The sequence below is a fragment of the Brachybacterium sp. Z12 genome, from assembly GCF_014400405.1.
Lineage (GTDB): Bacteria > Actinomycetota > Actinomycetes > Actinomycetales > Dermabacteraceae > Brachybacterium.
The window spans coordinates 378069-403045 of sequence record NZ_CP060496.1; the positions used below are offsets into that span (position 1 = coordinate 378069).

22 protein-coding genes and 3 pseudogenes are annotated in these 24977 nt (G+C 71.0%); 13 read left to right on the forward strand and 12 right to left on the reverse strand.

Annotation, left to right across the window (positions count from 1 at the left end; genetic code table 11):
- Positions 1 to 69: 69 nt before the first annotated feature.
- From H3H54_RS02020 to H3H54_RS02065, 10 genes and pseudogenes are all read right to left on the reverse strand, one after another.
- Positions 70 to 279 carry a hypothetical protein gene (locus H3H54_RS02020; RefSeq protein ID WP_262425310.1) on the reverse strand — a complete coding sequence of 70 codons (210 nt, stop codon included), beginning with the start codon at positions 277 to 279 and terminating at the stop codon, positions 70 to 72.
- The gene (locus H3H54_RS02025; protein WP_262425311.1) at positions 279 to 785 is read right to left on the reverse strand and encodes a hypothetical protein; all 507 of its coding nucleotides are present in this window, start codon (positions 783 to 785) and stop codon (positions 279 to 281) included. Before H3H54_RS02025 ends, H3H54_RS02020 begins: the two co-directional genes overlap by 1 nt.
- Positions 782 to 1480, reverse strand: coding sequence for a hypothetical protein (locus H3H54_RS02030; RefSeq protein ID WP_262425312.1), 699 nt, complete (start codon positions 1478 to 1480; stop codon positions 782 to 784). Before H3H54_RS02030 ends, H3H54_RS02025 begins: the two co-directional genes overlap by 4 nt.
- 2 nt (positions 1481 to 1482) lie before the next feature.
- Positions 1483 to 4581 (reverse strand): fibrinogen-like YCDxxxxGGGW domain-containing protein, encoded by a 3099-nt coding sequence (locus H3H54_RS02035; protein ID WP_262425313.1) that lies wholly within the window; start codon positions 4579 to 4581, stop codon positions 1483 to 1485.
- 203 nt (positions 4582 to 4784) lie between these two features.
- On the reverse strand, positions 4785 to 5381 hold the full coding sequence (locus H3H54_RS02040; protein ID WP_262425314.1) for a hypothetical protein: 597 nt from the start codon (positions 5379 to 5381) through the stop codon (positions 4785 to 4787).
- A gap of 64 nt (positions 5382 to 5445) precedes the next feature.
- A pseudogene (locus H3H54_RS02045) lies at positions 5446 to 6276 on the reverse strand (glycosyltransferase family 2 protein); the annotation flags it as partial.
- Between the two features lie 33 nt (positions 6277 to 6309).
- Positions 6310 to 6933 carry a CDP-alcohol phosphatidyltransferase family protein gene (locus H3H54_RS02050; RefSeq protein ID WP_262425315.1) on the reverse strand — a complete coding sequence of 208 codons (624 nt, stop codon included), beginning with the start codon at positions 6931 to 6933 and terminating at the stop codon, positions 6310 to 6312.
- A gap of 170 nt (positions 6934 to 7103) precedes the next feature.
- Positions 7104 to 7709, reverse strand: coding sequence for a glycosyltransferase (locus H3H54_RS02055; RefSeq protein ID WP_262425316.1), 606 nt, complete (start codon positions 7707 to 7709; stop codon positions 7104 to 7106).
- A complete protein-coding gene (locus H3H54_RS02060) occupies positions 7706 to 7849 on the reverse strand; it encodes a UDP-N-acetylglucosamine transferase subunit ALG14 (RefSeq protein WP_262425317.1) in 144 nt (47 codons plus the stop codon). The genes H3H54_RS02055 and H3H54_RS02060 overlap by 4 nt, the downstream gene beginning before the upstream one ends.
- Positions 7850 to 8306: 457 nt before the next feature.
- Positions 8307 to 8725: pseudogene (locus H3H54_RS02065) on the reverse strand (adenylyltransferase/cytidyltransferase family protein); the annotation flags it as partial.
- A gap of 283 nt (positions 8726 to 9008) precedes the next feature.
- Between H3H54_RS02065 and H3H54_RS02070 the strand changes: the two are divergent.
- From H3H54_RS02070 to H3H54_RS02095, 6 genes and pseudogenes are all read left to right on the forward strand, one after another.
- The gene (locus H3H54_RS02070; protein ID WP_262425318.1) at positions 9009 to 10487 is read left to right on the forward strand and encodes a GTP pyrophosphokinase family protein; all 1479 of its coding nucleotides are present in this window, start codon (positions 9009 to 9011) and stop codon (positions 10485 to 10487) included.
- A 35-nt stretch (positions 10488 to 10522) separates the two neighbouring features.
- Positions 10523 to 11188, forward strand: a complete 666-nt coding sequence (locus tag H3H54_RS02075; RefSeq protein ID WP_262425319.1) for a PHP domain-containing protein — start codon at positions 10523 to 10525, stop codon at positions 11186 to 11188.
- A complete protein-coding gene (locus H3H54_RS02080) occupies positions 11185 to 11373 on the forward strand; it encodes a hypothetical protein (protein ID WP_262425320.1) in 189 nt (62 codons plus the stop codon). Before H3H54_RS02075 ends, H3H54_RS02080 begins: the two co-directional genes overlap by 4 nt.
- A 177-nt stretch (positions 11374 to 11550) precedes the next feature.
- Positions 11551 to 14499, forward strand: coding sequence for a hypothetical protein (locus H3H54_RS02085; RefSeq protein ID WP_262425321.1), 2949 nt, complete (start codon positions 11551 to 11553; stop codon positions 14497 to 14499).
- A gap of 264 nt (positions 14500 to 14763) precedes the next feature.
- Positions 14764 to 15829, forward strand: a pseudogene (gene tdh, locus H3H54_RS02090) (L-threonine 3-dehydrogenase).
- A 500-nt stretch (positions 15830 to 16329) separates the two neighbouring features.
- Entirely contained in the window at positions 16330 to 17544 is a 1215-nt protein-coding gene (locus H3H54_RS02095) for a glycine C-acetyltransferase (protein WP_262425322.1), read from the forward strand.
- Positions 17545 to 17596: 52 nt separating this feature from the next.
- Here the strand turns inward: H3H54_RS02095 and H3H54_RS18580 are convergent, their stop codons facing one another.
- Positions 17597 to 17734: a hypothetical protein gene (locus H3H54_RS18580; RefSeq protein WP_316249112.1), complete on the reverse strand. Its 138-nt coding sequence runs from the start codon at positions 17732 to 17734 to the stop codon at positions 17597 to 17599.
- Positions 17735 to 17860: 126 nt separating this feature from the next.
- On the reverse strand, positions 17861 to 18946 hold the full coding sequence (locus H3H54_RS02100; RefSeq protein WP_316249113.1) for an MATE family efflux transporter: 1086 nt from the start codon (positions 18944 to 18946) through the stop codon (positions 17861 to 17863).
- A gap of 195 nt (positions 18947 to 19141) precedes the next feature.
- Here H3H54_RS02100 and H3H54_RS02105 point away from each other — a divergent pair, with 195 nt between their 5' ends.
- From H3H54_RS02105 to H3H54_RS02135, 7 genes are read left to right on the forward strand one after another with little or no spacing between them, the layout of a single operon-like run.
- Complete coding sequence (locus tag H3H54_RS02105; protein ID WP_262425323.1) at positions 19142 to 19285, forward strand: hypothetical protein; 144 nt, start codon at positions 19142 to 19144, stop codon at positions 19283 to 19285.
- Complete coding sequence (locus tag H3H54_RS02110) at positions 19285 to 20304, forward strand: efflux RND transporter permease subunit (RefSeq protein ID WP_262425324.1); 1020 nt, start codon at positions 19285 to 19287, stop codon at positions 20302 to 20304. Before H3H54_RS02105 ends, H3H54_RS02110 begins: the two co-directional genes overlap by 1 nt.
- Complete coding sequence (locus H3H54_RS02115; RefSeq protein WP_262425325.1) at positions 20214 to 20888, forward strand: efflux RND transporter permease subunit; 675 nt, start codon at positions 20214 to 20216, stop codon at positions 20886 to 20888. The genes H3H54_RS02110 and H3H54_RS02115 overlap by 91 nt, the downstream gene beginning before the upstream one ends.
- Positions 20837 to 21460: a hypothetical protein gene (locus H3H54_RS02120; protein WP_262425326.1), complete on the forward strand. Its 624-nt coding sequence runs from the start codon at positions 20837 to 20839 to the stop codon at positions 21458 to 21460. The genes H3H54_RS02115 and H3H54_RS02120 overlap by 52 nt, the downstream gene beginning before the upstream one ends.
- Positions 21361 to 22809, forward strand: coding sequence for an efflux RND transporter permease subunit (locus H3H54_RS02125; protein WP_262426374.1), 1449 nt, complete (start codon positions 21361 to 21363; stop codon positions 22807 to 22809). The genes H3H54_RS02120 and H3H54_RS02125 overlap by 100 nt, the downstream gene beginning before the upstream one ends.
- Complete coding sequence (locus H3H54_RS02130; protein WP_262426375.1) at positions 22715 to 24214, forward strand: cell wall metabolism sensor histidine kinase WalK; 1500 nt, start codon at positions 22715 to 22717, stop codon at positions 24212 to 24214. The genes H3H54_RS02125 and H3H54_RS02130 overlap by 95 nt, the downstream gene beginning before the upstream one ends.
- Positions 24211 to 24903, forward strand: a complete 693-nt coding sequence (locus H3H54_RS02135; RefSeq protein ID WP_262425327.1) for a response regulator transcription factor — start codon at positions 24211 to 24213, stop codon at positions 24901 to 24903. The genes H3H54_RS02130 and H3H54_RS02135 overlap by 4 nt, the downstream gene beginning before the upstream one ends.
- Positions 24904 to 24977: the final 74 nt, after the last annotated feature.

Here is a 24977-nt window from a genome sequence, read left to right on the forward strand (position 1 = left end):
AGGCGAGGAACGCGAACCAGCACAGCACGCCCGGGGTGGCGCGCACCCCGCCGCGCAGCAGCAGGAAGATCACCATGATCCCCCGAAGGTGACCGGGGCGAACAGGGTCAGGCCCGTGACCCAGTACAGCGGGAAGCCGTACAGCAGGGCGAGCAGGGGCCAGGCGGGAAGCCGGACGGCCCCCGAGGCGGTGCGCCCCACCTGCTCCCGGACGGGAGCCGGGAGCAGGGCCGCGGCGGGTGCTGAGCCGGTGCGGGGCACCGCTGCCGTGGAGCCCATCAGGCGGGGTCCCGTATCAGGACGCCGCGGGCGTCGAAGGCGAAGCCCGCTGCCGTGTCCTCGCCCGGCAGGACCTCGACGGCGAGCGTGTTCTCGCCGGCGACCAGCAGCTCCGCGGGGACCGTGAGGATCTGCGTCGGCTCGTCGTCCGGTTCGGCGCCGGCGTCGGGTTCGGTCGCGGGATCGGGCAGCTCCGGCAGCTCCACCTCGACGCCGTTGACGTGGACCACGAGGTCGGCGCCGGCGGGGAGGGTGAGCTGGAGGGAACGCACGCCGTCCAGATCGTCGATCTCGACGGTGCGGCGGAACCGAGCGGTTGGCGGGGCGTCGTCGCCGACGCTGAGCACGGTGCCGAGCAGCTGCTCGTCCCCGCCCCAGCCCAGCGGCGCTGCGCCGCTCAGCCAGGCCGCATCGTCGAAGTCGGTGCCGGTCCAGTCCTTCTCGTCGGAGGGCTCGCCGGCGAGGGGGCCGCAGTCGAGACTCCAGGCGGAGCCCGCCGCGATCACCTCATCCGGATCAGCGGGCTCCTCTTGAACGGGAGTCTGTCCGTCCTCCGGCAGCGCCGGGGCCGCCTCGCAGGAAGCTGCCGGTGCCTCCTTCGCGTCCTCTTCCGTGCCCTCGGGCTCCTCCGCGTCACCCGTCGCGTCCTGTGACGGGTCGGCAGGTCCGGGAGCTGCCGGTGCCGGTGCCGGTGCGTCCTCCGTGTTCTCCTCCGTCGTGCCTTCGGGCTCCGTCGTGGAGTCCTCGGGGAGGCGGCCTCGGGCTCATCCGCCGGCGGCTGCGCGGCCTCGGCGGCAGGTGCCGTGTCGGTGGGCTCCTCCGCGACCGTGGCCCGCAGCGGCGCTACAGGTTCTCCCGCCGCTGCCTCGGCGGTGAGCTCGAAGCTCGCCGTCGGTGAGCTGCGGTAGTTCAGGTGCACCTCGGCGGTGATCACGTTCTCGCCGCTGACCAGGAGGTCCCCCGGTACCGTGACGGTCACGGGGTTGGCCAGCGCAGCCGCGGCGTTCGGTGCCGCCGAGGCATAGGTGCCGTGCCCGATCGACCCGGTCGGCATGTTGCTGCGCGCCACCTCGGTGCCGTTGACGTAGACCACGACCCCGTCGTCGGCGCGGGTGGTGAGCTCGAGCGCTGCCACCTGTGTGGCGTCGTCGACGGTGAAGGATCGCCGGAAGTAGGCGGTCAGCGGCTTCGTGCCCGTCACCGTCAGCTCCGTGCCCAGATCGTTGTGACCCCAGCCCAGCGGCGCCGCGCCGGTGCTCCAGCCCGAGTCGTCGAAGGCGGTGCCGGCCCAGTCCGCGTCAGGGGCATCGCTCTCGTAGCGGTAAGCCCAGTCGGAACCCGCGGCAACCAGCGACGACGGCTCTGGCTCCGGGTCAGGATCGGGTCAGGATCCGGATCGGGGTCCGGATCCGGGGCGGGCTGCTCGCCGGGCACCAGCACCGCGCCGAGGTCATAGCTGACCGTCGGTGAGCTGCGGTAGTTCAGGTGCACCTCGGCGGTGATCACGTTCTCGCCGCTGACCAGCGCGTTTCCCGGCACCGTGACGGTCACGGGGTTGGCCAGCGCAGCCGCGGCGTTCGGTGCCGCCGAGGCATAGGTGCCGTGCCCGATCGAGCCGGTCGGCATGTTGCTGCGCGCCACCTCGGTGCCGTTGACGTAGACCACGATCCCGTCGTCGGCGCGGGTGGTGAGCTCGAGCGCTGCCACCTGTGTGGCGTCGTCGACGGTGAAGGAGCGGCGGAAGTAGGCGGTCAGCGGCTTCGTGCCCGCAGCCGTCAGCTCGGTGCCCAGGTCGCTGTGACCCCAGCCGAGCGGCGCGGTGCCGGTGGTCCAGCCCGAGTCGTCGAAGGCGGCGCTGGTCCAGTCCCCGGCCGGGGCATCGCTCTCGTAGCGGTAGGTCCAGTCCCCGCCGGCCGCGATCGCGGTGACCGGGAGCGTGCCCGGATCCACCGTCTCCGGCACCACCACCGGGGAGGTCGCGGAACGGTTCCCGGCCGTGTCGACCGCACGCACGAAGTAGCGTGCGGCGTCCGCGGACGCAGGCAACTCGAGGGAGGTGCCGGTGATGCTGGCCACCACCCTGTCCTCCCGCAGCACCTCGTAGCCGGCGTCGCTCACGCCCTGCCAGCTCAGCTGGACCGTCCCGGCACCGCTCGCGGCCGTGAGCCCCTGCGGCACCGCGGGAGCGGTGGCGTCCGTCGGCGCGAAGCGCACGAACGCGCCCGTCCACTGGTTCAGGGTGTTCGGTGTGCGGGCGTAGGTGTAGTCCCCGCCGACCCATAGGGAGCCGTCCGACGCCTCCTGGATCGCCCAGGCCCCGTAGCCGCTGCGCAGGCTCACCTGGGGGCTGTGCTCCGGCACGTACTCGCCGTCGGACGCCCTCCAGATACCCACCTGGTCGATGTGCTCGACCCGCGAGAACCCGCTGATCCCAGGCCATTTCCGGGCGCCCTGATACACGTTCTCGGAGCAGTGGCAGCCCGCCGCGACCCCGTCCTCGCCGTAGGCGGCGACGGCCTGGAAGTCACCACCGTTCTGGGTGATGTTGGTGCTCAGCTCCTGCATGCTCGAGCGGTCGTAGCTGAAGAGCATGTGCTCGCTTCCGGCGAGCCACACCCGGTCGCCGACCTCCGCCACCGCCTGCTGGTAGCCCACACGGCCGCCCGCGATGTTCGAGAAGTCCACACTCCACGGGATGACCGTCGCGTCCTGCGCAGTGAACGCAGCCGCGCGCGGCGTCTCGTACGTCCACTGGCTCGAGCCGAAGTATCCCGCCGCGTAGACCTGATCACCGTGTTCGGACGCATCGATCGAGACCACCGTGCCGTCGAGCATCGGATCCCAGCCCCCGCCGGGTGCGAGGGTCGAGACGTCCAGCCGGCCGATGTTGCGCCGGTACACCTCCGAGGTGACGCCGCCGCCGGTGATGTGGGTGAACCGGCCGCCCAGGTAGAGGTGACCGTCCTGCACGTCCATGGTGCGGATCAGCGGCGGCACCCCGCCGGTGTAGTTGATGATCCGCGTCGTGGCAGAGGGATCCGCCGCGCCGGTGGCCGGATCGACCACGGCGAAGGCGGCGGAGGGCCGCCCGCTCGCCGTGCTGAACGCGCCGCCCACCGCGATCCGTCCGTCGGGAAGGACGGCGACCGCCTTGACCTGGTTGTCCAGCTGGGGACGGAAGGAAGAGATCCACGCGCCGGTGGCGACATCGAAGGCCGCCAGATAGCTCTGCTCGACCCGTCCGGTCCCGTTCGCATCGCGCTGCACGTAACGGAAGTTGCCGCCCACGTACATCACGCCGTTCAACTCCGCGAAGTCCGAGACCTCGGTGTTCAGCTCGCCGCCGCCGGCCGCGCCGAGCCCGCTCACGCCCCACGGGGTGGGCAGGGGATAGCTCTGCGCAGTCGCGACCTGGGTGCTCTCGGGCAGGCCCGCATCCGGGATCGAGGCGAAGATGTCCTGGCTCATCAGGCGAGGGCGCACGAACACCTGGGTGAAGGGCCGCGGATAGCCGGCCGTGGCGGAGGAGGCCCACAGGTACGAGCTCGAGGCGGAGCTGCCGCGGGCGCCCGAGCCGTAGCTGAAGCCGCGGGCCCAGCCGCGCGAGCCGTCCACGTTGGTGTCCACGCGGCGGTAGGAGTTGTCCGCGCCAAAGCTGCCGGTGTTCCCGCCCCCGCCGCTCGAGGTGTCCATCTGCCACGAGGCGATGCCCTGCAGTCCCGCGAACTGCCAGGACCAGTCCTCACGCTGCGTCGAGTAGCGGAAGCGGACCTCCTGCCAGGAGCTGCCGTCCACGGTGCGGGCCCGGCGCAGCCGCACACCCTCGGCCAGCTCATCCACGGAGCCGTCGTTCAGCAGGCCGTCCACGGTGCTCGCCGGCAGCTGCGCGGGGGAGAAGGCGGCGGGCCCGGTCGGGGTCTGCGCCACGTCCACGGGGGTCAGCCGACCCTCGTTGCTCTGGGTCCAGTTCTCACGGCCGCGGCCGATCATCACCCAGCCGCCGCCGTCGGTGCTCTGATCGCAGAAGAACTGCTGCGGAGCACCCAGCTCCGGTGTGACCAGCCAGTACACGCCGTCCTCGGCAGAGGGGTCACGCTGTTTGATCTCCCAGCAGGAAGCGGCAGCGGTGCCCTCGCCCAGCCCGTCCGGCTCCGGCACCGACGACGCTGTGGCCAGCGAAACGGGTGAGACCGCAGGGGACTCAGCGGCCGGCGGAGCAGGGGCATCCTCCGAGGTGGGGGAGTTCTTCCCCGGGTCCGCAGAGGCCGCGAGCGGCAGCAGCGTCGCGAGCGCGACCAGCAACCCCAGCAGGGAGCGGACCGCGGGGAGAGCCGCGATACGAGGGATGTGGGGACGGGTGTCGAGGTGGTCATGATTCCTCCGCTGCTCAGCAGGCCGGATCGTCGGGGAACGTTCGGCCGACGATCCGCCAGTCGGCGGAGTCGGAGCGCTCGAGGACGAAGATGTTCCAGGCGCGGGTGGACGACGGGGAGGTCGCGATGACCTCACCGTCGGCGCTGGGTGACGAGTGCCGAGGAGTCCACGCACAGACGGACCGTGGCGACCTCCCCGTCGTTCGTGGACGAGCTCTCCAGCACCTCGACCTCGCCGAAGGAGTAGGCGCCCGAGCGGGTCCACCCCTCTGTCTCGAACTCGAGCCTTTCGGCCTCCAGCTCGCTGAGGTACGAGCGGGTGGCGACGTCGGAGAGATCCCCGACGACGTCGGACGGCACCGCAGGATCGATCTGCGCGGTCTGCTCGAGCACCGAGACCAGCACCGACGAGGTCTCCTTCGAGATCTCCGCCTGCTGCTGCGGGGTCGGGGTCGAGGGGGCCGACGGGGACGCGGTGCCGGTGGGCGGATCCGAGGGATCCGCCCCTCCGTCGGGCGCATCGGACGGCGCATCGGTGGGGTCCGCCGGCGCGGTGGTGCCACCTGCCGGGGGCGGGGTGTGGGTGCTGGTCGGGACCGAGGGGTCGAAGGCCGAGGTCCCGGTGGGATCCTCCTCCGGTGGACCGCCCGCGAGCACCACCGCGGCCACCACTGCGGCGGCCGCGAACAGCAGCAGCAGGAGCAGCACCCACCGGCGGCGAGAGGTCATACCCCTCGCCCCCGCCGATTCAGCGCGGCGATCGTGAACTGCGGGGAGATCAGGCGCGTCATGGTCAGCATCGCGAGCCACGCCCGCGGCTCGAGGGGCCGGTGGGTGAGGGTGCGACGCGTCCAGGGCGCGCAGCGCCCTGCTCCCCGGCAGCCGCATAGGCGAAGGCGACCTGGCCGCACATGCGTCCGGCGTTGCGATCGTCATGGAGCAGATCGGGATGCTTCGCCACCAGATAGCTCAGCCCCTCGGCCATCCGCTCCCAGCGGCCCGCGAAATACGAGTCGCGATCCCAGTGCACGATCACCAGCTCATGGGGGACGCTCGCGATCGGGCCGCGCTCGGTGACGCGCAGCAGGAAGTCGTAGTCCTCGCCGTAGCCGAAGGGGATCGACTCGTCCACGCCGCCGGGCAGCGCGAGCAGATCGGTGCGCCGGAACAAGAAGGAGGAGGGGTGCAGCTCGCCCACCCGGGAGCGCAGCAGATCTTCGCGGGTGGTGAGCATCGGCGGCCTGCGGTCCACCGTCCCCTCGAGGGTGACGATGCTGATCCCGCAGGCGATCACCGCTGCGTCCGGCCGTTCCCGCCACAGTGCGACCTGCGCGGTGAGCTTGTGGGGAGTCCACTCGTCATCGTCGTCGCAGAAGGCGATCAGGGTCCCGGCCGCGCGGGCGATGCCCGTGTTCCGTGCCCCGGCCAGACCGGCGGCGCGGTCGTTGCCGCAGGTGTTCAGGATGACGCTGGGTGGAAGCTCCGTGCGCAGATCCTCGAGCGGATCGATCGGGCTCTGATCGAACACCACGACGATCTCGAGCGGGCCCGCGTACTGCTGCGCGGCGATCGAACGCAGTGCCCGGCGCAGCAGCTCGGCGCGGCCATGGGAGGCGACGACAGCGGTGACGGACGGGGCGGGGACTGAGGGTGGTGCTCATGACGTGACTCCTTCGCCGAGCTCTCGCCAGCGACGGCTGGCCGAGAGGAGGAAATGCAGAACATTGGTGCCGAACAATGCGAGATAGACGAGACCGAACAGCGGCAGCACCGGCCAGAGCACGAAGGCCCAGCACAGGACCCCCGGATCGGCGGGCAGCAGCAGCCATGACTGATGCCGACGGACCTCGACCCGCTGTCCCTGGGCGCGGTCGCGCAGCGCGGTGCCGAGGATCTGACTGAGGAAGGACGCCGAGGCCAGTGCCGAGAACGCCGCGCCGACGATCGCCAGCAGCGGCATGCCCTGCAGCAGGAACCCCGCCGCGATGCTCAGGTGCACGGCCGGCATCCGCACCGCGTCCAGGGTGTGGTCGAGCCACTCACCCTGCAGGCTGGAGGTCTGCTGCAGGCGGGCGAGCTGCCCGTCGGCCGAATCCAGGGCGTACCCGAGCGCCAGCAGCACCGCTGCGATCCCGCCCGCGAGCAGCGGTGTGCGGTGCAGGGCGAGGAACGCGCCGAGACCGCTGAGGGTCACCACGATGCTCATCACCGACACCGCCGACGGGGTGGCACCCATCCGTTCGGCGGCCGCGCACAGGTAGCGAGCGGCGCGCCGGTTCACCCAGCGGGTGTAGGCGGGGACGCCGGCCCCGGGCTTCTGGGCCGCATCGAGTCGTCTCAGCGACTCTGCGATGGGCAGTCGTCGGGGGTGGGGTGGGTCAGGGTCAACGAGTTCATGAGCCTCTCCGTGCTGGGAGCGGGTGGGTGGGGACGGCGGCGAGGCCGACCGGATCATCGCGGTGCGGTGCCGGGGCGCCGGGCGTGGTCAGCTGGGGGCGTCGAGAGCCCGGGCGGGCCGCACGGCGCTGAGCAGCCGACGGGCCGAGAGCCGGCGCCGCGGGGAGCTGAGGATGGTGCGGGACAGCGCCGCGACCGCGGAGCTGGTGGCTGCGGGCAGAGCGCCGACGGGCAGGTCAGGGGCTTCGGTGCAGCCAGCCAGGCATCGAGCTCGGAGACCAGATGCTCCCGGGTGCGCACGCTCACGCAGCGTCCGCGGGAGGCCATGAAGTCGCCGAAGGCGACCTGATGGTCATCGACCACCTCTCCGAGGTGCGGGTCGCGGGGCACCACGATCGGGCGGTGTCCCGCCCGGTTGGCGTCGGCGATCGTGCCCGGGCCCACCTGCGAGACCACCAGGTCGGCGGCCGCGTACTGCGCGGCGATCTCCTCACTGCCCAGCAGCTCGTGGTTCACGCCGTGCCGCGAGGGGCGGGCGGTGCCGTGCTGCACCACCAGCTCGAGGTCGTCATGGGATGCCGACCAGTGGTCCACCCACTCGATGAGGCGGGTGAAGGGATGGTGGTCGGTCCCCACCGTCACGAAGACCCGCGTGGTCACAGCGTCGGCCCGATCACGACGGCGCCCGGGTAGAGGCGCTCCTGTTCACGCCACTGCACCGCGAACTGGTCCACGAAGGGGTAGACCATGCGTCCGGTGAGGGTGCGCGAGGCGATCCGGTCGATGACCTCGATGTACATCGTCCGGATTCCGCGCAGGTGGGCGATCGCGAAGAAGGGGCGGCCACCCCGGCGCCGGTGGAGACCACCAGATCCGGGTGCAGGTCCTTCAGCGTGTGCCGCGCCAGCACCATGTTCCGCAGCGCATTGGGAATGTTGCGCGTGGTGGGGGAGTGGGCGTGGATGACGTCCTCCCCGGCCAGGGTGGTGCGCGCGTGCTGGTTGTCGAATGTGACCCAGGTGCGCTCGCAGTCCTCCCACCAGTGGCGCATCGCCATCAGCTGGGTGAGGTGACCGCCAGTTGAAGCGATCAGGAGCAGGCGGGTGGGGCGGGACTGCGAGGGCTGGGCGCCCTCAGCGATGGTGGGTGCGGGAGTGGCCGTGAGCGTCGGCTGTTCGCGCATGATCGATCTCTTCTCTCGTGGGTGCCGTGAGGTCCCGGATCACCGGGCGAGCACGGTCTCGGGATGGGGCTGCGGGCGCCCTCGGTGATGGCCGCCAGCGCTCGCCGCAGGGCGGTGCTGGAGGTGTGCATGGTGTAGGGGAGGTACTGGATCTTGACCCCCACCTCGGCGAACTGCTCCTCGAGGCGGAGCCCCTTGGGGGTTCCGCGCCAGTCATCGCCCTTGAAGAAGTGTGTGAAGTGCATGTCGCGCCAGGCGTCCAGCTTCGACGGGGTGTTCTCCACGTAGACGCGGTCCACGAAGCGGAGGTGTCGCACGATCTCGGCACGCTCCGCGGTGGGGATCACGGGTTCGATCCCCTTGACCTCGCGCAGCATCTCGTCGCTGACCACGCCGGCGATCAGCACGTCGCAGTGCTGCTTGGCGTGGCGGAGCAGGTTCAGGTGCCCCACGTGGAAGAGGTCGAACCCCCTGCTGCATATCCGATCCGCATGCTGACCTCCCGGTCCGTCCTGTCGGCGCTGCTGCTGCAACGACCATTCAAGGAGCGTACCTCGCAAAAAGCGAAAAAGGTAGAATTCGGACATTACGGATCCGGAACGGGTCGGGGAGCGCCGAGGGGCGCGCAGGCCGCCTGACCCTCGCTGGCACGGCTGGGAACTCGCGAACCCGAGAACCCTCCCCACCGGGACGGCCAGGGGCATAGCGTGGTGAGCTGTGACCAGGAGACCCGCCACCAGCCGGCACGCCCCGGCGGGGCTGCGGAGGAGAGACGGATGACAGGCACGTTCGACACCACCGACTACATGGACTGGGACTGGCTGCCCGGTGCCGCGGCCGAGATCGAGGTCTACCTCGAGCGGCTGCTCACCGAGGGGTCGATCACCGCCCATGTCGTCGAGGCCCGCTCGAAGTCCATCGCCTCCTTCCAGCGCAAATGTGCGGAGAAGGGGTACGAGGATCCGCGGCGGCAGGTCACGGACACGGTCGCCGTGCGCCTGATCATGTACTCCGACACCGACGAGAGCCGTGCCGTCGAGCTGATCCGCGAGCGCTTCGAGGTTCTCGAGGACTTCAACCCCGGGGACGCCAAGCCCCCGCAGCGCCGTGGCTACGACTGCGCTCACCTGGTGGTCACGGGCGAGCAGGAGAGCCAGGCCCGGGACTGGCTCGTGGCCAGCGGCGACCTGCGCAGGTACTTCGACCGCTTCGGTGGGCTCGAGATCCAGGTGCGCACCGTCGCGGCGCACGCATGGGCCGAGTTCGAGCACTCGCGCCGCTACAAGGGGGTCGGGTACAGGCACGTCAGCACGCACGACCAGCAGACGATCGACCAGCTCTTCGGCGCGGCGGCGGACGCCCGCCGCGCCCTCGACGAGACGTTCACGGCGATCGAGCGGGTGCTGGCGAACCCCACCCGGGTCGACGCCGATGAGGACGACGACCAGCTCGAGGAGAGCCGGTTCGAGGACGATCAGGCCCCGGAGCCGCAGCCTGGTGCGGCCGACGGCACTCCCGGTGCGGCCGCAGGAACGGGAGCCGACGGTCCCGAGGCATCGCCGACAGTGCTCGATGCACCCTCCCTGAAGACCTTCCTCGCCGCCCGGTTCCCCGATGACAACGCAGGCAGCGACCGCGGCATCGAGTTCGCCTGCGAGCTGGTCCGCGCCTGCGGCCTGACCACCCTCACGGAGCTCGCCCGGGAGCTCGAGGCGATCGACAGCGCAGAGGTGCGTGACCTCATGGACACCACCACCGCCGTCACCCGTGTCAGGCGGCTCGACGACGAGCTGCTGGCTCTGTACGGCGAGGAGTACATCAGCAGCACCGAGTCGATCGGTGCGGTGGGCCGCCGCGGTGATCAGCTGCGCTGGCGGTACGACCGGCTGCGGGACAAGGTCTCCCTCCGCCGCCGCCCCGTCGTCTTCCAGATCTTCGGTGCGGACTGCCCGGAGAGCATCCAGGCCCGGAAGATGCCCGCGCCCCGCGTGGTGCGGGAGCTCGCCCGCATCGTCGCCGAACGGGAGGGAGCGGCGTCGGTCGTGCAGGACGGCGCCATCAGTCTCGCCGAGGATCTCCCGCTGAGCGCCCGGCCGAGGCCCGTCCGACTCCAGGACGGCACCGACCTCTGGATCGCGACGACGCTCCGCCGCGAGCACGCCGAGAGCCTCATGGCCGCACTGATGGACGCCGCACCCGCTCTGGACCTGCGCGTCATGAGGAACGGCCTGCTCTTCCTGCCCCTGAGCACCTGAGGGCGCGCCGCTCGCGGCTGTGGGATTCTGACCCCATGAGCCTTCCCGCCGACAGCCACGTGCACAGCGAGTTCTCCTGGGACACCGGGGGCCCGGATTCCGCCGCCCGCGGCACGATGGAGGCGACCTGCGCTCGCGCGGCGCGCATCGGTCTGCCGGCGCTGTTCTTCACCGAGCACCTCGACCTCGAGGACGCCTGGTTCAGCGACCCGCAGGACTTCGGAGATCATGAGCGCCACCTGCTCGAGCCCGATGGCCGTGTCGCCGTGCCCCGCTTCGACGCGGACGGCTACTTCGAGAGCATCGAGCGCTGCCGTGCGGCGTTCCCGCAGCTGCATATCGGCACCGGGCTCGAGATCGGGCAACCCCATCTGCGCCTGGAGACCGCCCGCGAGCAGCTGGACCTCTCTCGCTTCGACCGTCTGCTGGGCTCCCTGCACACCCTCGAGATCGAGGGCGGGCGGGCCGAGCCGGACACGCTCTACCGCCGGCTGCCCGCGCCGGAGGTGCTGCGCCGTTATCTCGCAGAGGTCCCCGCCCTGGTCTCGGGGAGTGAGCCCTTCGAGATCGTCACCCACCTCGACTACGCCCTGCGCTATTGGCCCCAGGAACTGGAGGGCCCGGTCGACCCCGCGCCTTCGAGGAGGAGTTCCGCGCCGCGCTGCGGGCGATCGCCGAGAGCGGCCGCGCGCTGGAGATGAACACGCGACGGCTCTGGCCGTGGATGCCGCAGTGGTGGAGCGAGGAGGGTGGGCGCGCGATCAGCTTCGGCAGCGACGCGCACGCGCCCGGTGCCCTCGCCCACGGGTTCCCAGAGGCGGTCGCGATGGTCGAGGCCTTCGGCTTCCGTGCCGGGGCCCGGGCCCAGGATCTCTGGCGGCGCTGAGCATGGTTCTTCCATCTCCTTTGGCCTTCCCCGCGGGTACCAGTAAACTGAAGGTGTCGTGGGGGAAACCTGGGTGGGGACTGTGTGACGAGAGCGCGCTCGATCGCGCTCCGCAGTGCTGTCGTAGATCGGGCCCATGGCGCTCTGCATCATTTCGACGACTCCGAGGGGAAGCACATGACTGTGCCGGGCGACGGGCAGAACCCGTCATCGGATCCGCACTCGCAGGATCCACAGCAAGGAGGGGACCAGCAGCCGCAGGCGCCGGCCCCGCAGGCACCAGGGAGCCCCGCGCTCCCGCCGCAGGCACCGTACTCGGGCCAGCCGCATCAGGGGGAGCAGCAGCCGCAGCACGGCTCGCCCGCTCCGCAGCACGACGCGCAGCCGCAGCACGGCTCGCCGGCGCCGCAGTTCGGTTCGCCGGCCCCGCAGTACGGCTCGCCCGCGCCCGCCCCATACGGCGCGCCGGTCCAGGGCTCTACGGCCCCGTACGGCTCGCCGTCACCTGCTCCGCAGGGTGCCCCCGCTCCGCAGGGCGCTGCCCCGGTGGCCACCGCTTCGGCGGGCATGACCCCGGATGACCTCAAGCGGAAGCTCAGCGCCGCAGGCCTGACCAACCCGCTGCCCTCCCTCGCGGTGGGCGGGGCGACCTACGTCGGCGGCATCATCATGTCGGTGGTGGCCATCGTGCTGCTCGCGATCGCCGCGATGATCGCCGGCATCGGCAACCCGGTGGAGGCCTCGCTCGACTCCCTGGATCTCCGTCCCGAGGAGGCGATCAGCGGCATCGGCTCCGCGCTGCGCTTCCCGTTCCAGATGGTCGCGCTCGCGATGCTCGGCGGGTTCGGGTTCTCCCAGACGGTGGAGGGTGTCAGCGCGAGCTTCTCGATCCGTCTGCTGCCGGCGGGGATCACGCTGGTGATGGTGCTGCTGAGCTTCTACGGCGGGCGCTTCGTGCAGCGTCGCCAGGGCGGCGGACAGCTGGGCATCTGGGTCTCCGCAGTGATCGCGGGCTTCGCGGTCGCGCTGGTCACCGTGCTCGCCGCACTGATCTTCGCGCAGCCGATCCCGGTCACCGATGACGTCACCCTGCGCCTGCACGCGGCGGGCTTCGACTCCTTCTTCGGCGCGTTCTTCCTGATCACCCTGGCGCATGCGCTGGGCCGGATCAGCATGCGCCCGCGCCCCGCCTGGTGGCCGCTGGTCGCCGACCTCACCGCGGGCTTCAAGCTCGCCGTCACCCACGCCCTGTTCGTCACGGTGATCGGGTTCCTCGCGATCACGGTGATCACCTCGATCCAGGCGCTGATCAACGGCGAGGTCCCGCCGGTGCTCTCCGTGATCCTGCTGCTGCCCCTGCTGGGCGGCTACGTCCTGGCCTACATCACGGGCTTCGAGCTGCTGTCCTCGCTCAGCGCCTCTGTCACCGGATCGGGCCTGATGGACAGCCTGCTCGGCGGCGTCTCCGGCTCCGAATACATCTCGGTCTTCTCGCTGGAGTGGTACGCGTGGCTGGGCGCGCTGGTGCTCATCCCCGTCGGCCTGATCGTCGCCGCGCTGCTGTGGCAGCACCAGCGCCAGGTGGTGCCGAACAACGTGCTCGCGCTCGCGGTCTCGTGGCTGGCGCTGCCGGTCGCGTACTTCACCGGCGCGCTGGTGCTGATGATCCTCGCGCGCCTGTCGGCACAGATGGTCGTCTCCGGCGGCTTCCTGGAAGGCGAGCGGTTCGGGGCCTCCGTCGGCCTCGCCGCCTGGACCCCGCTGCTCGCGGGCGTGGCCGGCGTGATCGTCGAGCTGCTGTCACGCTTCGTGATGCCGCTGGTCGCGCCGTACCTGCCGGGCAAGGCGCTCTCCTGGTTCCGCCGCCCGCTGGCCCCGGCCCTCGCGGGCACGGCTGCCGCAACGGCCACCGCGGGAGCGGGCCCGAACGCTGCGGCCGACGCCTCGTCGGCGCCGAACGCGCAGGGGATCCCCACCGAGCTGCCGGGCGGTGTGCAGCAGGAGGAGACCCCGGCCGACGTGCCATCGGAGCAGCCGGCGGCAGGCGCCGCCTACGCGACCGTGCCGATGGGCGGCGCCGCCGGCGCAGCCTCGGCCGACGCCACCTCCGGCCAGCCGGCCGCAGCTCCCGTGCAGCTCTCGCCGAGGACGCGCAAGCTCCTGATCGGCGGCGGCATCGCAGGAGGCGCCGCGCTGGTGCTGATCGTGGGCATCACGATCGCCTTCAACGTCGTCTCGAACACCGTGTTCTCCCCGGAGAAGCGGGTCGAGGCGTACCTCAGCGCGCTGCAGGACGGCAACGCGAGCACGGCGGTGGAGATCTCCGCACCGAACGTGCAGACCGCCGAGCAGGCGCTCCTGACCGACGCGATCGCCAGCTCCGCCGAGGAGCGGATCAGCGGTTTCGAGATCGTCGGCTCCGAGGAGTACGGGGACGACGCGATGGAAGTCACCGCCAAGATCACGCAGGATGGCGTGACCACCACGCGCAACTTCCACGTCGAGCGTGCCGGGCGCACCGCACTGGTGTTTCCCGAGTGGCAGATGGGCGAGACCGAGTACGCCTACATGTCGCTGCAGATCCCCGACGGCGCCACCTCGCTCCTGGTCAACGGCCAGGAGGTCGCGGTGGACAGCCTCGCCGTCGAGGACGGCTACGCGATGGCCGTGGTGCTCCCGGGCCAGTACACCGTGGGCCTGCCAGCCGGCTCGGACTTCCTCGACATCGAGGAGAGCACGGTGTTCGTCACCGCCGATCCGAACGAGTGGTACGAGCTGCATGCCGCACCGACCTACACGCTGAACGACGCTGGCGTCGCCGACGTCCAGTCCCAGATCGATGCGCTGATCGACGAGTGCGCGACCTCCGACGCGGCTGAGCCGGGGAGGGCTGCCCCTTCAGCGCGTACGCCGGCAGCCGGATGGTCGAGGGCTCCGGCTCCTGGACCATCGACGCCTACCCGGTCGTGGAGCTCGAGGAGGATCACTGGGGCGACGGATGGAGCCTGTCCAGCTATGACAGCCCGGGTCAGGCGACGTTCTCGTACAAGTACGAGGGATGGAGCGATGACGACGAGCCCACCGACGAGACGGACGAGAACCGCATCCGCGTCTCCGGCACCGTGACCCTCGCGGAGGACGGCACCCTCACCGTGGAGCTCTCCGACGGCTGGTGAGCTGACCGCCGTGCCGCGCTGAGCGGCCACCCCTGAGCGGCCATTGAACGGCCCTGAGGTGCAGATCCCGGTCCTGATTCCCGTGAGGGAGTCGGGGCCGGGATCTTCGCCGTCGGGACCGATGCGGCCTCCCCGGCTCCCGATCTCCGATAGTTTTGGCCTCGCGCCCGCCAGGAGCGGCGCTCTTGCAACGTGGCGAGGAGGAGGAGAGATGATGCGCGCACTGCGCAAGGCGGCGCCCGGAGCGGGCCTGGAGTGGACGACCGTCCCCGAACCCGGCTGCGGCCCCTGGGACGCGAAGGTGCGGGTGCTGCGCGCCGGGATCTGCGGCACCGACCTGCACATCCTGGACTGGGACACCTCCGCGCAGGCGATGTGCGATGCAGTGCCCTTCACCCCGGGGCACGAGTTCTACGGCGAGGTGGTAGAGGTCGGCAAGGAGGTCTCCGACGTATGGGTGGGCGACCGTGTCTCGGGGAGGGGCACGTGGTGTGCGGGATGTGCCGCAACTGCCGCGCCGGCCGCCGCCAGATGTGCATCCGCACCCGCTCCGTCGGTGTCCAGAGCGACGGGGCGTTCGCCGAGTACGTGACCCTCCCGCACCAGAACGTGTGGGTGCACGAGCACGACGGCGGCGAGGAGCTGATCACCCCGAGCTCGGCGCGGTCTTCGACCCGCTCGGCAACGCCGTGCACACCGCGTTGAAGTTCCCGCTGGTGGGGGAGGACGTGCTGATCACCGGCGCCGGGCCGATCGGGCAGATGGCCGCCGCCGTCGCACGGCATGCCGGGGCCCGCTACATCACCATCACCGATATCTCCCCGGAGCGCCTGGCGATGGCGGAGGGCTGCGGCGCTGACGTGGTGCTGGATGTGGCCACCATGAAGGTCCGCGATGCCCAGCGAAGCCTGGGCATGCGTGAGGGCTTCGACGTGGGCCTGGAGATCTCCGGGCAGGCACGGGCACTGCAGGAGATGATCGAGAACATGAACCACGGCGGCACGATCGCGCTGCTGGGCCTTCCCGCGCAGCAGTTCGAGATCGACTGGACCATGGTCGTCACCCGCATGCTCACCCTGCAGGGCATCTACGGCCGGGAGATGTTCGAGACCTGGAACGCGATGTCCGCGATGCTGAGCACCTCCGAGGTGCTGCGCTCCGCGATCCTGCGCACCATCACCGACGTGATCCCCGCCGCGGACTGGGAGCGCGGCTTCGAGATCGCAAAGGCCGGCACCGCCGGCAAGGTCCTGCTCGACTGGAGCACCCTGGACGACTGACCCTCCGGCGGCTGGCGGCTCCCGAAGCTCGCCCTCCCCGCTCCCCGCTCCCCGGTCCCGTGTTCGCCCTCTCCGCCCCGTTCGTCCGCCCCGCGCCCCGCTACCCGCACTCCTCGCCCGCCATATCCCGTCCACGTCGCGAAAGGTTCCAGCTGAGCGGTACTTTTCTCATCACCGTCGCTTCTACCCCTCGCCTCACCCCGCCCACGTGGCGGAAAGTTCCAGCTGAGCGGTACTTTTCTCGTCACCATCGCGAGAGCGGCCCCTCACCCCCGCCCGAACTGTCCGCGACCGCCGCCCACGCTGCCCGCGACCACCGCCCACGCTGCCCGCGACCCCCGCCCGAACTGTCCGCGACCCCCGCCCGAACTGTCCGCGACCGCCGCCCACGCTGCCCGCGACCACCGCCCACGCTGTCCGCGACCCCGCCCACGCTGTCCGCGACCCCCGCCCACGCGACCCCTCGTCGCCGCCCCCGCCCCCTCCCGGAAGGACCCCACATGTACACGGACCTCAAGGACCAGCTGACCGCCGAGCTCGACGCGATCGAGCAGGCCGGCACGTTCAAGCACGAGCGCGTCATCTCCACCCCGCAGTCGGGCCGCATCACGGCGGGGCCCGTCGGCCGCGACGGCACCGAGGTGCTGAACTTCTGCGCCAACAACTACCTGGGGCTGGCGGATCATCCGGAGATCGTCGCCGCGGCGAAGCGGGCGCTGGTTGAGCGGGGCTTCGGGATGGCCTCGGTGCGGTTCATCTGCGGCACCCAGGACCTGCACCTGGAGCTCGAGCGCGCGGTCTCCGCGTTCCTCGGCACCGAGGACACGATCCTGTTCTCCTCCTGCTTCGATGCCAACGGCGCCGTGTTCGCCCCGCTGTTCGGTGCGGAGGACGCGATCATCTCCGACGCGTTGAACCACGCCTCGCTGATCGACGGCATCCGCCTGTCCAAGGCCGCTCGCTTCCGCTACCGCAACGCCGACCTCGAGGACCTGCGCGCCCAGCTCGAGGCGGCGGCCGCGCTGCGCGACGGGAAGGGTGCGCGGCGCACGATCGTCGTCACCGACGGGGTCTTCTCGATGGACGGCTTCCTCGCCCCGCTGCCCGGGATCTGCGACCTGGCCGAGGAGTTCGGTGCCCTGGTGATGGTCGATGACTCCCACGCGGTGGGCTTCATGGGCGAGACCGGCGCCGGCACGCCCGAGCACTTCGGGGTCTCCGACCGGGTGGACATCTACACGGGGACCTTCGGCAAGGCGCTCGGCGGGGCCAGCGGAGGCTACGTCGCGGGCCGGCGCGAGATCGTGGCGATGCTGCGCCAGCAGGGCCGCCCCTACCTGTTTTCCAACTCGCTGGCCCCCGCGATCGTGGCGGCGACCCTCGCCGCTCTCGAGCTGGTCGAGGGCAGCGCCGAGCTGCGCGCGACCCTGTTCCGCAACGCCGAGCTGTTCCGCCGCCGCATGAGCGAGGAGGGCTTCGAGCTGCTGCCCGGGCAGCACGCGATCGTGCCGGTGATGTTCGGGGACGCGGCGCTGGCCGGGAGGATGGCCGACGCGATGCTCGAGAACGGCGTGTTCGTCACCGCGTTCTCCTACCCGGTGGTCCCGCAGGGGGAGGCGCGGATCCGGGTGCAGCTCTCCGCCGCGCACAGCGAGGCCGATATCGAGACGGCGGTGCATGCCTTCGTCGCGTCCCGCGCGGCGGTCCAGGGCTGAGGCCTCGTTCCGGCACGGGGCCGGGGAGCCGTGCCCGGCCCGCGGCGCGCACTCAGTCGCCCAGGCGCATCCAGGCGTCGGTGCGCACGCGCAGCCCCAGGCTGATCGCGCGCAGCACCATGAACAGGAAGTTGCAGGCCAGCCACAGCATCGCCAGCCCCAGCGGGCCCTCCGGCTCCCACCAGGCCACGAGCGTCGCCCCGGGGAGGATCGCGAGCGCGATCAGGGAGCCGACCTTCGCGAGGTAGGGGGGCGTCGCCCGCGCCCATCAGCACCCCGTCGAGCACGAACACGTATCCGGCGATCGGCTGGGTGATCACCAGCACCCACAGGGCGGCGCGCAGGTTCTCCTGCACCGCGGGGTCGGGGTGAATAGCTGCGGGACCACGTAGCTCGCGGCCAGCAGCAGCACGGAGACGACCGCTCCGCCGATCACGCCCCAGGTCATCAGGCGCCGGGTGACTGCGTGCACGGTGCGCGGGTCTGAGGCGCCCAGGTACCTGCCGGTCAGCGCCTGGCCGGCGATCGCGAGGGAGTCCAGGGCGAGGGAGAGCACCGCGAAGACGGTCATGGTGAGCTGATGCGCGGCGAGCTGCACGTCCCCCAGCCGGGTCGCGACCACCGTCGCGGTGATCACCACGACCCGCAGGCCGAGGGTGCGCACGAACATCGGCACCGCGTCACGGCCCACCGCGACCAGGTTCGACAGCTGCGGCAGCAGCGGGATGTTCTCCTGTCGGGCGCGGCGCACGATCACGCCGAGCAGCACCACCGCCATGCCCCACTGGCAGATGATGGTGCCGATCGCGGAGCCGGCGATCCCGAGGTCGAGGCCGAAGATCAGGATCGCGTTCAGCGGGATGTTCGCGAGCGCGCCGCCCACGGCCACGATCAGCGGCAGCTTCGCATCCTGGAGTCCGCGCACCAGGCCGGTCGCGGCCTGCACGGCGAGCATCGCGGGCAGTCCCCAAGCGCTGATGTGCAGGTAGATCACCGCTTCGGCGAGCACCTCCTCGGAGGGGCCGAAGGCGGCCAGCAGCGGCTCACCCGCGATCAGCAGCCCGGCGGTCGAGAACGCACCGACGACCAGGGCGAGCCAGCAGGCATCGATCCCGCGGGCGATCGCCTCCTGGGCGCGGCCGGCACCGAAGGAGCGGGCCACGGCGGCGGTGGTCGAGTAGGCCAGGAAGATCGCGAGGCCCACGATGGTGGTGAGCACGGTGGAGGCGAGGCCGAGCCCGGCCAGGGAGGTGGTCGAGACCCGGGCGATGAAGCTCGAGTCCACGAGGATGAACATCGGTTCGGCGACCAGCGCGCCGAGGCTGGGGATCGCCAGGCGCAGGATGTCGCGGTCGACCGTGCGCCGCGCGCGTTCCTCGCGGGGTGCGTCAGCGGGGCTCATCGGGCGGGCAGGCCTCGGGGCCGCGGGGCAGTGGGGTGGGGCACCTCTCCATTGTGCGACGCGGGTCGCGACGTTCGTCGGATCCGTCCGTCCAGGCTCGCGTGAGAAGGTTCGCGAGGAGGATTCGGAGACAGGGCATCGCTCTTGCGGTGACGGGCCGCACCTCCCTGTTGGAGACGATCCCTGAGGAGCAGGATGAACCGCCTGGCCACGCTGAGCCTGAACAACCGATCCTTCATCGCGCTGGTGTGCATCGCGGTGTCGATCATCGGGATGTTCATCATGACCACGATGCGCCAGGAGCTCATCCCTTCGGTCTCGCTCCCCAGATCCAGGTGATGACCACCGCACCCGGCTCCACCTCTGAGCAGGTGCGCGACCGGATCACCTCTCCCGTCGAGCAGTCCCTGAGCGGGCTCGAGAACGTCGAGGGCACCTCCTCGAGCACGCAGGCGGGCCTGTCGATGGTCACCGTCGAGCTCACCTACGGCAGCGATGTGGCTCGCGCGTCGAACCAGGTCGATGCGGCACTGACCCGCATCGAGGATCAGCTGCCCGAGGAGGCTGATCCGCAGGTCATCTCGGGTGGCACGAGCGATCTCCCGGCCGTGGTGCTCTCCGTCTCCTCGGATCTGGATCCCTCCGACCTCGCCACCCGGCTGGAGTCCTCGGTCACCTCGGAGCTCGAGCGCGTGGACGGGGTCTCCTCCGTCGCCGTGATCGGCGCTCCTGAGGAGATCGTGCGGATCACGCCCGATGAGGGCGCGCTGGCCGAGAACGGCCTCACCGAGAACGACATCTCCACCGCCCTGGACGCCCATGGGCTGTCCCTGCCCGGCGGCTCGGTGGTCGACGGCGACCGCACCCTCGACGTGGTGCTGGGCCAGAACGTCGAGAGCATCGAGAGCCTCGAGCAGATCGTGCTCATGCCCGCCGAGGACGGCGACGCTGGCCAGCAGGGCGGCCAGGACGGCGCGCAGCCGGGCCAGGAGGGCCAGGACGGCCAGGGCGCCCCGGGCGCCGACGGTCAGTTCGAGCAGCCCGACGCCCAGCCGCAGGAGCCCGCCGAGCCGATCACCCTCGCCGAGGTCGCGTCCGTCGAGCGCACCACGCAGGACGCCACCTCGATCTCCCGCACCAACGGGCGCGAGTCCCTGGTGCTGATGGTCACCGCGACCGTCGACGGCAACGTCGTGGACGTCTCCGAGGGCGTCGAGGGGTCCTCGCGGACACCCTCGAGGGCGTCGGCGGGAACGCCGAGGCCGACGTGGTCTTCGACCAGGCCCCCTTCATCCAGGAGTCGATCCTCGCGCTCGCCGAGGAGGGCCTGCTGGGCCTGCTCTTCGCCGTCGGCGTGATCCTGCTGTTCCTGCGCCGAGTGCGGCCGACGGTGGTCACCGCGATCTCGATCCCGACCTCGCTGCTGATCGCCTTCATCGGCATGTACGTCACCGGCTACACGCTGAACATGCTGACCCTGGCGGCGCTGACGATCTCGATCGGCCGCGTGGTCGACGACTCGATCGTGGTGATCGAGAACATCACCCGCCACCTCGCCTACGGCAAGACCAAACGCCGAGCGATCCTCGACGGCGTCCAGGAGGTCGCCGGCGCCATCACCGCCTCGACCCTCGCCACCGTGGTGGTGTTCCTGCCGGTCGCAGTGGTCGCAGGGATGGCCGGGGAGCTGTTCCGGCCCTTCGCCCTGACCGTCGGCATCGCGATGATGTCCTCGCTGCTGGTGGCGCTGACGATCGTGCCGGTGCTGGCCTACTGGTTCCTGAAGCCCCCGAAGGGCCACGAGGACGTCGACCCCGACGATCCCGCGCAGGTCACCGCGGCACGCGGCGGCGGGCCGAGGCCAAGGAGGAGAGCACCTGGCTGCACCGGATGTACGCCCCGGTGCTGCGCCTGGTGCTGGACACGCTCCCGCGCCGCCTGATCACCGTCGGCGCCTCGATCCTGGTGCTTGTGGGCACCGTGTTCCTGATCCCGCTGGTGAACATCAGCTTCCTCGGCGACACCGGGCAGAACATCGCCTCCCTCACCCAGACCCTCCCGGCCGGCACCAACCTCGAGCAGTCCTCGGAGAAGGCGACCGAGAGCGAGGAGGCGCTGCTGGAGATCGACGGCGTGGACACGGTCCAGACCACCATCGGCGGCGGCCAGTTCGGCATGGGCGGCGGCGGAGGGAACGAGGTCAGCTTCTCGATCACCACCGACCCCGACGCCGACCAGGGCGCCTTGCTGGACGACATGGTCGCAGCGCTCGAAGCGCTGCCCGAGGCTGGGACGATCGAGGCCGCGGACATCGCCTCGCCCACCGGCTCCAGCTCGGTGGACATCCTCATCACCGGCCCCACCCCGAGGATCGCCAGACCGCGAACGACGCGATCCTCGCCGAGCTCGACCCGCTGCCCGACGGCGTCTCCGAGGTCGGCAGCGACCTGCAGTCCGACCAGCCCACCGCAGTGGTCACCGTGGACCGGGAGGCCGCCGCACAGCTGGGGCTGACCGAGGAGGCCGTGATCGGCATGGTCGCCCAGCAGATGTACCCCGGGGCGATCGGCACCATCACCCTGGATGACAACGAGCTGGACATCCATGTCGCCGCGGACGACACCATCGACACCTTCGATCAGCTCCGCGGCATCGAGCTGATGGGCTCGATCCCGCTGGAGGACGTCGCGAGCGTCGAGGAGGAGCTCTCCCGCCCCTCGATCGCCACCCAGGACGGTCTGGAGACCGTCACCGTATCGATCACCCCGGCGGGTGAGGACGTCGGCATCGCGACCGACGCCGCGAACGCCGCGATCGAGGATGCGGAGCTGCCCGAGGGCGTCGACGCCGCCCTGGGCGGCGGCACCGCCGCGGACATCGACGAGACCTTCGGCCAGCTCGGCATCGCGATGCTCGCCGCGATCCTGCTGGTGTACGTGCTGCTGGTGTGGATCTTCAAGTCCCTGGTCCAGCCGCTGATCCTGCTGGTCTCGATCCCCTTCGCGGCGACCGGCTCGCTGGGTCTGCTGCTGATCACCGGGGTGCCGCTGGGCCTGCCCTCGATGATCGGTCTGCTGATGCTGGTGGGCGTCGTGGTCACCAACGCGATCGTGCTGATCGACCTGGTCAACCAGTACCGGCGCGCGGGCATGAGCCTCGACGAGGCGCTGCACGAGGGCTCCGCGAAGCGCCTGCGCCCGATCCTGATGACCGCCGCTGCGACCATCTTCGCGCTGATCCCGATGGCGCTGGGCATCACCGGCAACGGCGGGTTCATCGCCCAGCCGCTGGCCGTGGTGGTCATCGGCGGCCTGATCTCCTCGACGCTGCTGACCCTCGTGATCGTGCCGGTGCTGTACCGGATCGCCGAGGGCCGGGGGAGCGGAAGCGGCTGCGTGAGGAGGAGCGCGCCGCGGAGCTGCGCGAGCGGCGTGCGACGGTCGAGGCGGAGAAGCGGGCACGGCAGCAGGCGCAGCAGCCGGCGCAGGCCCGAACCGTCGGCGCCGAGCACGCCGTTGCGGGCTCCGAGCGCACCGCCGCCACCGCGGTGGCCACCGCTCCCGAGCCCGGCGGTCACCGCCGGTCCCTCAAGGAGCGCGGCGGCATCGTGCGGATCATCAGGCGGCGGCTGGGCCGGGGCTGACGAGCCCGCGGCGCAGCCCCGCGCCCCCGTCGCCTACGATTCGCACCATGCCCAAGGAACGCCTCCGCGCCCGGATCGCCGGCGCCTTCAGCCGCGGCCGGACCGTCCGCCTCCGCGTGCTGACCGTGATGATGGCGTTCATGACGGTGGGGCTGGCGGTCACCGGGGTGCTCACCTATGCCGCGCAGTTCCGGGCCCTCGAGCAGCGTGTCAACGGTGAGCTCTGGCAGGAGCACAGCGAGCTCATCCTCATCGCCGAGAGCGACAACGATGACGGCACGCCCGTGCACACCACCGTGGACAGCGTGCTGCTGCAGGCGACGGAGTCCGCGGCCCCCTCGGACTACGAATCCGTCGTGACCTTCATCGACAACCAGCCCCTGTACCAGCCGCGGGTCCAGGACTTCGCTCTGCTCCCGCCCGATTCACCGGAGACCCCGCAGGTGCTCGAGCGGCTGCTGGCCTCCCATCAGCCGCAGCGGTCGGTGATCGTGCCGCTCGAGGCCCATGACCGGGAGCTGCAGGTGCTGGTCGCCTCCGTGAACGTCGAGGGGGACGAGGCGCAGGGCATCTTCGTGGTCGCCAACGACATCGGCGCCCAGCGGCTGGACCTGTGGCAGAGCGTCTTCACCTTCGCGGGGCTCTCCGTGATCACCCTGCTGATCGCCGGGTGGGTGGGGTATGTGGTCACCGGGCGCCTGCTGCGGCCGCTCGAGGACCTCCGCGCGGCGACCGAGCAGATCACCGTCGACGATCTCGAGTACCGCGTCCCAGTGCCCGAGGAGCGGGACGACATCGCGGCGCTGGCGCAGAACTTCAACCGCATGCTCGCGCGCATCCAGACGGGCTTCGCCGAGCAGCGGCGCTTCATGAGCGATGTGGGGCACGAGCTGCGCACCCCGCTGACGATCGTGCGCGGCACCTTGGAGACCACCGACGTCGAGGACGTCTCGGACGTGCGGGAGTCCCACGAGATCGCGATCGAGGAGCTCGACCGGATGGGCCGGGTCGTGGGTGACCTCTCGGAGCTCGCAGCCTCCGCGCGCCCCGACTACGTGCGGCCCAGGCCCCTCGATCTGGCAGGGTTCACCCGCTCCGTTTTCGCGCGCATCGAGCACATCGCGGAGCGCGAATGGATCCTGGAGCGCAGCGTCGACGTGGTCGCCGACGCCGACGAGCAGCGCCTCACGCAGGCGGTCGTCCAGCTGGCCGCGAACGCGGTGCGCTACAGCGAGGAGGGCAGCCGGATCCGTTTCGGGGTGGACCGGGTGCTGGGACCGGAGGGCCCCGAGATCCACGTGACGGTGCAGGACGAGGGCATCGGCATCGGGCCCGCGGATCAGCGGCGCATCTTCGAGCGGTTCACCCGTGTGGACGGCAGCCGCGGCTCGGGCTCAGGACTGGGCCTGCCGATCGTGCTCGCGATCGCCGAAGGGCACGACGGCGTGGTGCGCCTGCTGTCCAAGCCGGGGCGCGGATCGACCTTCACGATCGTGTTCCCGCAGTTCGCGGACAGGACGCCGACGGAGCTGGACGGCCCGTCGGCTTCCGCGGGAGATACTGAGAGGCAGGGGCGCGGCCCCGAGGACGACACCACCACTGCACCCAGGAGGGACGAGGGATGAGGATCCTCATCGCCGAGGACGAGGCGCGCATCGCGAGGTTCATGGAGCGCGGGCTGAAGGCCAACGGCTATGCCTCGACCGTGGTGGAGGAGGATGGCATCTCCGCCCTCGATCTCGCCTCCAGCGGCGACTTCGACCTGCTCATCCTCGATGTGGGCCTGCCCCGGATGGACGGCTTCCAGGTGCTGAAGGCGCTGCGTGCGATGGACGTGCAGATCCCGATCCTGATGGTCACCGCGCGCACCGGCGTGGACGACACCGTGCAGGGTCTCGAGGGCGGGGCGAACGACTACATCGCCAAGCCCTTCCGCTTCGAGGAGCTGCTGGCCCGGGTGAAGCTGCGTGCCCGGGAGGCCACCGCAGGCGCGGGCAGTGTCAGCGCGGACGTCCTCCAGCTGGGCGACCTGTCGCTGGACCTGCGCACCCGGATCGCCGGCTGCACGGTCGACGGGCAGGCGCGCTCGGTCGAGCTGTCCTCCCGCGAGTTCACGATGGCGCGCGTGTTCCTGGAGAACCCGAACCAGGTCCTCACCCGTGACCTGCTGCTGTCGAAGGTCTGGGGCTACGACTACGACGGCGCCTCGAACGTGGTCGATGTGTACGTGGGCTACCTGCGCGGGAAGCTCGGGGCGGCGCGTCTGGTGACAGTGCGCGGCGCCGGCTACAAGATCGTCGACCCCACTGCATGAGCGATCTCGTCGCGGGTCGGATCTGTCATGAGAGAGGCCTCATGACGCGTTCACGGGCGTCTCATCGCGGGGCG

What these genes read in the sequence shown, in the direction of transcription:
- H3H54_RS02020 (WP_262425310.1), bottom strand. Translation starts at nt 279, where the DNA reads ATGGGCTCCACGGCAGCGGTGCCCCGCACCGGCTCAGCACCCGCCGCG.
- H3H54_RS02040 (WP_262425314.1), bottom strand. Translation starts at nt 5,381, where the DNA reads ATGACCTCTCGCCGCCGGTGGGTGCTGCTCCTGCTGCTGCTGTTCGCG.
- H3H54_RS02060 (WP_262425317.1), bottom strand. Translation starts at nt 7,849, where the DNA reads ATGTACATCGAGGTCATCGACCGGATCGCCTCGCGCACCCTCACCGGA.
- H3H54_RS02070 (WP_262425318.1), top strand. Translation starts at nt 9,009, where the DNA reads ATGACAGGCACGTTCGACACCACCGACTACATGGACTGGGACTGGCTG.
- H3H54_RS02075 (WP_262425319.1), top strand. Translation starts at nt 10,523, where the DNA reads ATGAGCCTTCCCGCCGACAGCCACGTGCACAGCGAGTTCTCCTGGGAC.
- H3H54_RS02080 (WP_262425320.1), top strand. Translation starts at nt 11,185, where the DNA reads ATGAACACGCGACGGCTCTGGCCGTGGATGCCGCAGTGGTGGAGCGAG.
- H3H54_RS02085 (WP_262425321.1), top strand. Translation starts at nt 11,551, where the DNA reads ATGACTGTGCCGGGCGACGGGCAGAACCCGTCATCGGATCCGCACTCG.
- H3H54_RS02095 (WP_262425322.1), top strand. Translation starts at nt 16,330, where the DNA reads ATGTACACGGACCTCAAGGACCAGCTGACCGCCGAGCTCGACGCGATC.
- H3H54_RS02100 (WP_316249113.1), bottom strand. Translation starts at nt 18,946, where the DNA reads ATGAGCCCCGCTGACGCACCCCGCGAGGAACGCGCGCGGCGCACGGTC.
- H3H54_RS02105 (WP_262425323.1), top strand. Translation starts at nt 19,142, where the DNA reads ATGAACCGCCTGGCCACGCTGAGCCTGAACAACCGATCCTTCATCGCG.
- H3H54_RS02110 (WP_262425324.1), top strand. Translation starts at nt 19,285, where the DNA reads ATGACCACCGCACCCGGCTCCACCTCTGAGCAGGTGCGCGACCGGATC.
- H3H54_RS02120 (WP_262425326.1), top strand. Translation starts at nt 20,837, where the DNA reads ATGTACGCCCCGGTGCTGCGCCTGGTGCTGGACACGCTCCCGCGCCGC.
- H3H54_RS02135 (WP_262425327.1), top strand. Translation starts at nt 24,211, where the DNA reads ATGAGGATCCTCATCGCCGAGGACGAGGCGCGCATCGCGAGGTTCATG.